The sequence below is a fragment of the Nocardia sp. NPDC088792 genome, from assembly GCF_044750615.1.
Classification (GTDB): domain Bacteria; phylum Actinomycetota; class Actinomycetes; order Mycobacteriales; family Mycobacteriaceae; genus Nocardia.
Window position 1 is genome coordinate 1,520,146 of sequence record NZ_JBIVKC010000002.1, and the last position, 6,725, is coordinate 1,526,870.

Sequence of the window (6,725 nt, forward strand, 5' to 3'; positions counted from 1 at the left end):
TCAAGTATATATCGAAGGTGGCGTGGCTAGCCGAAGAAGTCGGCGAGGTGGGCGGCTACCAGGTCTGGTTGTTCTTCGGCCAGGTAGTGGCCGGAGTTGGGGATTTCGAAGGGGGTTACCGAGGTGGCTCGGGTGGCGAGGCTGGTGAGGACGTCCGTGTGGCCGGTGAAGTAGAGGGCGGCTACGGGCATTTCGAGGGGGGCGTATTTCTTGCCGTCCTCGATGTCCCGGGCGAAGTTCTGGTACCAGCCGTTGGCGGCTCGGATGCCTTCGCGGCGGGAGTAGGCGGCGGCGTAGATCTCGCGGGCCTGCTCGTCTATGGCCTCGGGGTTGCGGAGGTTGCGGGTGCAGAGGTAGTCGATGAGGACTCGGCCGCGGCCTTCCAGGAGGTCCTCGGGGACGTTGGCCACCTGGTTGAAGGCGAACCACCAGCGGTGTTTGGCACGTTGGTCGTCGGTGGGGAGGAGGCGGAAGTCGTAGAGGGCCTCGTCGGGGTGGGGTTCCTCGAGGAGGGCCAGTTTGCGGACGGATTCGGGGTGGTTGGCGGCGAGGCTGAAGGCGACCATCGAGCCGATGTCGTGGCCGGCGACGAAGGCGGAGGTGTAGCCGAGGTGGTGGATCAGCTGGTGGATGTCCTCGGCCATGGTCTTCTTGTCGTAGCCGTCCGCGGGGGTGTCCGAGGCGCCCATGCCGCGGAGTTCGGCCACGATCACCCGGTAGCGGCGGGCCAGCAGGGGCATGATCTTGCGGGCCTGCCACCAGGTTTGAGGCCAGCCGGGGAGGAGGATCAGCGGCTCTCCGGACCCGCCCGCGACGTAGTGGATCCGGGTTCCGCCGACCCGAGCGTGGTCGCTGCGGAAATCGCCTGAAAGTGATTCCGCGAGTTGCGCATCCGTGCTGGCTTCGTGCATGAGATCAACTTATCCGCGCCGCGGGACTCCCGCCACGAACGTGTGATCGAACCCGGACCCGTGGCTGAACCGTATGGTGACGTCAGAGCATCATGGTGATGCTGCGAGGAGGGGCAATGGCTTCCGACGAGGTGTGGGCACTTCGCTTGGAGGGGTTGTACAAGCGGTTCGGCGGACCCTGGGTGGTCGACGGGGTGGGTCTGGCGGTGCCCGCCGGATCGTTCTTCGGCCTGGTGGGGCCGAACGGCGCCGGTAAGACCACCACGCTGTCGATGGCCGTCGGATTGCTGCGGCCGGATCAGGGGACGGCGCGCATCTTCGGCACCGATGTCTGGGCCGATCCGGTGCGCGCCAAGACCGTGGTCGGCGTACTGCCGGACGGACTCTCGCTGCCCGAGCGCCTCACCGGACGCGAACTGCTCAACTACACGGGACTGCTGCGTGGCATGGACAAGGCCACCGTGGTGGCCCGCGCCGATGAGCTGCTGACCGTGCTGGAGCTGACCGACGCGGAAAACACTGTGGTGGTGGACTATTCGGCCGGTATGCGGAAGAAGATCGGCTTGGCCACCGCGCTGCTGCACGCGCCGAAGCTGCTGGTGCTGGACGAGCCCTTCGAGGCCGTGGATCCGGTGTCCGCGAGCACGATTCGCACCATCCTGCAGCGGTTCGTGGGCGCGGGCGGCTCGGTGGTGCTCTCCAGTCATGTGATGGCGCTGGTGGAGAACATGTGCGATCGAGTCGCCGTCATCAATCGCGGGCAGGTGGTGGCGGGCGGGACGATCGCCGAGGTGCGCGGGGACGGCACGCTGGAGCAGGCGTTCGTGCGGCTGGTGGGCGGGCACGTCGGTGGCGAGGAAGGACTCTCGTGGTTGGCGTCCTGATCCGGATGCGGGTGCAGATCACCCGCCGGTCCATGCGGGAAGGCCGGGCGGCGCTCAACTTCTGGCTGGGCACCGCCTTCGGACTGGCCGCGGCGGTGGTGACGGTCTACCTCATCGCGGCCGCGCACGACACCCTGCACGGTGGCGTCACGGTGGCGGCGGCCCTGTTCGCCGCCTGGACCCTGGGCTGGATCTGCGGCCCGGTATTGACCGGCAGCAGTGACGAAACCCTGCAGCCGGAACAGTTCCGGCTGCTGCCGCTGACCCCGAGGCAGCTGGCCTACGGATTGGGCGCGGCCGCCTTCGCGGGCCCCTCGGCCATCGTGAACCTCATCGCCTTCGGCGGACTGGTCCTGCTCGCGGCGCCGTATGGCCTGGGCGCCATGGCGATCGCGGCGCTCGGCGCCATCCTGCAACTGATCTTCGTCGTGCTGCTCTCGCGCGTCGTCATGGGCTGGCTGGGCGCCGCCATGCGCTCCCGCCGCGGCCGGGACCTGGGCGTGCTCTTCGCGGGCCTGATCGGCCTCGCCTACTACCCGCTGAATCTGCTCATCACGAATCTCGGCCCTTCCCTGGAGAGTTCGAACAGCACCCTGGCGGGCACGTTGCGCGCCGTGCCGTCCGGCTGGGCCCCGTACGCGGTGGAGTCGGCCACCCGGGGCCGGTGGCTGTTCGCGCTGCTGCCGCTCCTGGGACTGATCGCCGTCGCACTGGTGCTGTGGCAGATCTGGGCGCTGCTGCTGGAACGCCGTCTCACCCTCCCGCCCGCGCCCGCCGGGCAGGTCGTGGACGGGAAAGCCGGTGTGCTGGAACGTTTTATCCCCGCCACTCCGGTCGGCGCGGTCGTCACCAAGGAGCTGCGCACCTGGTGGCGGGACAGCCGCCGGCGCGCCACCCTGCTGCCGCTGCTGCTCATCGGATTCGTGCTGCCGATCTTCCTGTCCTTGAAGAACGGATCGCACGGAACCATTCCGCTGGCAGGCGCATTCGTGGTGTGGCTCGCCGCCATGGGCGCGACCAATCTGTACGGGCTGGACGGCACCGCGGTCTGGCAAACGCTGGTGATCCCGGGTGCGCCGCGCGCGGATGTCCGTGGCCGGGTGATCGCGTGGGCGCTCATCGTGGGACCGGTGGCGGTGCTCGCCGCGCTGATCCTGCCCGGCGCGCTCGGGCAGGCGCGGCTCTATCCATGGGCTTTGTCGACGCTGCCGGTCCTGCTGGGCGTCGGTGCGGCGGCGGCGATCTTCCTGTCCACGCACGCGGCGTATCCGCTGCCGCAGCAACGCGGTAACCCGTTCGCGGGTTCCGGCAATCCGGGCTGCGCGAAAATACTGCTGCAGTTCACGGTCGGTCTCGGGCAGTTGCTGGTTTCGGCGCCGGTGCTGGCGATTCTGGCGGTCGGCGCGGTCGTGCACAACGTTTTCGTGGAATGGCTCGCGCTACCGGTCGGTCTGCTGCTCGGCGGGTTTGCTGCAATGGTCGGAGTCCGCTTGGCCACCACCCGCTTGGAGACCCGCGGGCCGGAGCTACTGGCCATGGTGAAGCCGCGCTGACCTGCGACTTCCCCCGAGAACAAAGAAGATTCACGGCTACTCGCACCACACCTGCGCAGGCCGGGAAAGTCGGGTACCGGACTACTGCCGCAATTCACGCACCGAATCGTCACCCTGGAGCACACAACTTCTCCAACAGTCCTGGGAGACAGCGGAAGTGGATCAAATCCTGTATTGGAACGCGGTGGCGCTGGAATCGGACCGCCTGGCGCATACCGACCTCAATCCGGTCGAGCGGGGATCGTGCGGTCCGGCAGGGAGTTCCCGCGCGCTGGCCATCGTGCATCTCGCCATGCACGATGCGATCTTCAGTATTTTCGGTGCGCCACACGGCACCTGGCTGACCACGCCACCGGTGGCGGCCAATGGCTCGGCGCCCGCCGCGGCCATCGCGGTGGCCGCGCACTGCACGCTGACGACCCTGTACCCGGCGCAGACCGCACGGCTGGACCGGGCGCTGCGGGAATCCGGCCTGCACGGTCCGGGCACCGGGCGCGGCGGTACACACGGGCAGGCCATCGGCCGTGCGGTGCTCGCCGCCCGACGGGGCGATCCGGGCCTCGACGACTCCGGCCACAGGCCCGGCGCCGCCCCGCCCAGCCATCGGCCCGACCCGGTCAACCCGAAACAGGGTTACTACGCACCGGATTACGGCGCGCGCTCCGGTTGCTTCGCGGCGACCGACCGGTACACGCTGGACCCGCCGCCCAAGACCAACGGAGCCCGCTACCTCACCGCCCTGCGGGAGGCGCGGGCCAAGGGCATTGCGCCCGAACAACTCGCCACCATCCCGGCCGTCTATCCGCCGCGCACCCCGGCCGAAACCCTCGCGGGTATCTACTGGGCCTACGACGGCAGCCGGCGACTCGGCAGCCCGCCGCGGTTCTACAACCGCATCGCCCGCGAGATCGCGGTGGCCCGCGGCAATGACATCGAGCAGAACGCCCGGCTGTTCGCACTGGTGAACACGGCCATGGCGGATGCCGGAATCCTCTGCTGGGACGAGAAATACCGGCACGATCGCTGGCGGCCGATCCTCGGCATCCGCGAACACGATCCCGCCATGGGCCCCTGTGCCGCGCCCGGCCGGGAACTCGAACCGGGCTGCGATCCCGGCTGGCAGCCGCACGGCGCGCCCCGCAGCAATGAGATCGCCGCCAACTTCACCCCGCCCAGTCCCGCCTACCCGTCCGGGCATGCCGCACTCGGCGCCGCGGCCTTCCAGACCATCCGCCGGTTCTACGACAGCGCCGGCGACGGACCCGACTCCCTCACCGACGGAATGGCTTTCGTCTCCGAGGAGCTGGACGGTGAGACCACCGACCAGCACGGCGTGCAGCGTCCCCGGCATCTGCGCCGGTTCCCCGGCGGGCTGTGGCAGATGATGGAGGAGAACGGTCGCAGCCGGGTATTCCTCGGCGTGAACTGGTCCTCCGACGCCTTCGCCGTCGATGCGGACGGCGGAATGGACCTGTCCCGGAACATCGGCGGGGTGCGGCTGGGCCGGGATGTGGCCGACGATCTGTGGACGCACGGGCTCCGGCAGGCACAGGCCGCCGGCCCGCGCCTGCCGTGAGACTCAGGGGAGCTCGGTGAAATGCGGAAGCACAGTGGTATCCACCGCCGCGGCCATGGCCCGATGGCCGGCGTCGTTCAGATGCATGCCGTCACTGTCGAATTCGGGGCGGATGAAGCCCGGCCGCGCCGGATCCTCCACCGCCGCGGCGATATCGAAGACCGCGTCGAAAAGGTCTGTGGTGCGCAGCCATTCGTTGACCTCGTGCCGCACCGGCAGCCCGGTCTCGACGCTCAGCCCGGGATAGATTGCCCCGCCGAAGGGTCCGATGGTGTCGATGTAGATGGGCAGTCCCGCGGCATGGGCCAGCCGCGCCAGTTCGGTGTAACCTGCGATCAGTGCCGCCACGGCGGCGGTGCCGTCCAGGATCAGATCGTTGATGCCGAAGTTGGCCCACACGGCCGCCGCCCCCGGTACCGACAGCACGTCCCGCTCGAACCGGGCCAGGCCGTGCTCGCCGATCTGATCGGTCAGCAAACGGTTTCCGCTGATGCCCTGATTCACCGCCCATCCGGTGGTCAGTCGCTCGTTCACCACATCCACCGACCGGCGATGTCCGCCGTGGGTGGATCCGACGCCTTCGAACCAGGAGTCGCCGAAGGCGACGAGCACGGGAACTTCGGTATCGACAAGGACGTCGATACCGGTGAGGAAGAACCGCGATAGGGTCTCCTCGGCATCGGGCAGTGCAGCGTCGCCTGTCCGATCGCCCGCGACAATCCATCCGGAATCGCCGGGCAACTGCGCGAAGGCCGGGAATCCGGTCGGCTCGGGCAGATACAGGCTCACCGCGAGTTCGGCGCCTGTCTCCGTGCCCGTTTCGATGGGATCGCTGACCAGTTCACCGCCCGCGGGCACCCGCGCACTCTCGGCGCCGCCGAACCGCAGCACCGTATCCGTCTCGGCGACAATCTCGTTCCCGGCCTTGCGCACCGCGATGCGGGCCGCACCGATCACCAGCTCCTGCTCGGAGTAGCGATTGGTGAGCCGCACGCGCAGCTGCGCCCCGCCACCGGCGAGCCGCACGACCTGCCGAATCGTCTCCCCGGCGAACGCGCGCGGTTCGGCGAGCCGGATCTCCTCGGCCGGATTCACCAGCGGGGCACGGAAACTCGCCACCCAATGCCGTGTCGACATCGGAACCTCCATTTAGTTGCAGTGCGGAATATTGCTTGAGCAACAATCTACGCCAAATGTTCCGCGTGTCAACTATCCCCAGTGCAACCGTCTGGTTTAGGCTGGTCATCGTGGATCCCAAGCATCTCTTCGACGACCCCCGCCTCACCGCCGCCGGCCTCCTCTTCGAGGCCCACCACGGCCTCCTCGCCCGCCTCGAGGAGATCTGGAAGGCCAACGGACTCTCCGGTCTCGACCTGAATGCCCTGATCCGCCTGACCCGCTCCCCCGGCCGCAAACTCCGCATGACCGACCTCGCCACCCAGACCGCCCTCTCCACCAGCGGCGTCACCCGTCTGGTGGATCGCCTGGAGCGCAACGGTTTCGTCCGCCGCGAACCCGATCCGGCCGACCGCCGCAGCTCCTACGCCGTCCTCACCGCGGCCGGCGCCACCCGGGTGGCCCGCGTCCTACCGGCCTACCTCGAAGGCATAGACCGCTGGTTCACCGGCCTCCTCGACCCCGCCCAGCTGGCAGATCTCACGGCTTCCCTCCGGGTGGTCCGGGACGCCACCAACCCCGAGGCCACACACATCACCACCTGACACGCTGATCATCACGACGAAAGAGAACGGGCGCTGGAACCGAAAGGGTTCCAGCGCCCGTTGCCTGCGAGCGGAGCTAC

The 6,725-nt window shown here is 68.6% G+C and carries 6 protein-coding genes; 4 read left to right on the forward strand and 2 right to left on the reverse strand.

Going from position 1 to position 6,725, the window contains the following annotated elements; genetic code table 11:
* Positions 1 to 26 precede the first annotated feature (26 nt).
* Positions 27 to 911: an alpha/beta fold hydrolase gene (locus tag ACIP5Y_RS16310; RefSeq protein ID WP_400350897.1), complete on the reverse strand. Its 885-nt coding sequence runs from the start codon at positions 909 to 911 to the stop codon at positions 27 to 29.
* Positions 912 to 1,027: 116 nt separating this feature from the next.
* On the opposite strand from ACIP5Y_RS16310, the gene ACIP5Y_RS16315 reads away from it, so the two are divergent.
* From ACIP5Y_RS16315 to ACIP5Y_RS16325, 3 genes are all read left to right on the forward strand, one after another.
* The gene (locus ACIP5Y_RS16315; protein ID WP_400350899.1) at positions 1,028 to 1,795 is read left to right on the forward strand and encodes an ABC transporter ATP-binding protein; all 768 of its coding nucleotides are present in this window, start codon (positions 1,028 to 1,030) and stop codon (positions 1,793 to 1,795) included.
* Entirely contained in the window at positions 1,780 to 3,348 is a 1,569-nt protein-coding gene (locus tag ACIP5Y_RS16320) for a hypothetical protein (RefSeq protein ID WP_400350900.1), read from the forward strand. The genes ACIP5Y_RS16315 and ACIP5Y_RS16320 overlap by 16 nt, the downstream gene beginning before the upstream one ends.
* 157 nt (positions 3,349 to 3,505) lie before the next feature.
* Positions 3,506 to 4,924 carry a hypothetical protein gene (locus ACIP5Y_RS16325; RefSeq protein ID WP_400350902.1) on the forward strand — a complete coding sequence of 473 codons (1,419 nt, stop codon included), beginning with the start codon at positions 3,506 to 3,508 and terminating at the stop codon, positions 4,922 to 4,924.
* Positions 4,925 to 4,927: 3 nt separating this feature from the next.
* On the opposite strand, the gene ACIP5Y_RS16330 is transcribed toward ACIP5Y_RS16325, so the two are convergent.
* Positions 4,928 to 6,061 (reverse strand): GDSL-type esterase/lipase family protein, encoded by a 1,134-nt coding sequence (locus tag ACIP5Y_RS16330; RefSeq protein WP_400350904.1) that lies wholly within the window; start codon positions 6,059 to 6,061, stop codon positions 4,928 to 4,930.
* Between the two features lie 110 nt (positions 6,062 to 6,171).
* Here ACIP5Y_RS16330 and ACIP5Y_RS16335 point away from each other — a divergent pair, with 110 nt between their 5' ends.
* Complete coding sequence (locus tag ACIP5Y_RS16335) at positions 6,172 to 6,645, forward strand: MarR family winged helix-turn-helix transcriptional regulator (protein ID WP_400350906.1); 474 nt, start codon at positions 6,172 to 6,174, stop codon at positions 6,643 to 6,645.
* Positions 6,646 to 6,725 lie beyond the last annotated feature (80 nt).

Bases quoted from the DNA above. Each gene is read 5' to 3' on its own strand.
- ACIP5Y_RS16310 (WP_400350897.1), bottom strand. From the start codon at position 911: ATGCACGAAGCCAGCACGGATGCGCAACTCGCGGAATCACTTTCAGGC.
- ACIP5Y_RS16315 (WP_400350899.1), top strand. From the start codon at position 1,028: ATGGCTTCCGACGAGGTGTGGGCACTTCGCTTGGAGGGGTTGTACAAG.
- ACIP5Y_RS16330 (WP_400350904.1), bottom strand. From the start codon at position 6,061: ATGTCGACACGGCATTGGGTGGCGAGTTTCCGTGCCCCGCTGGTGAAT.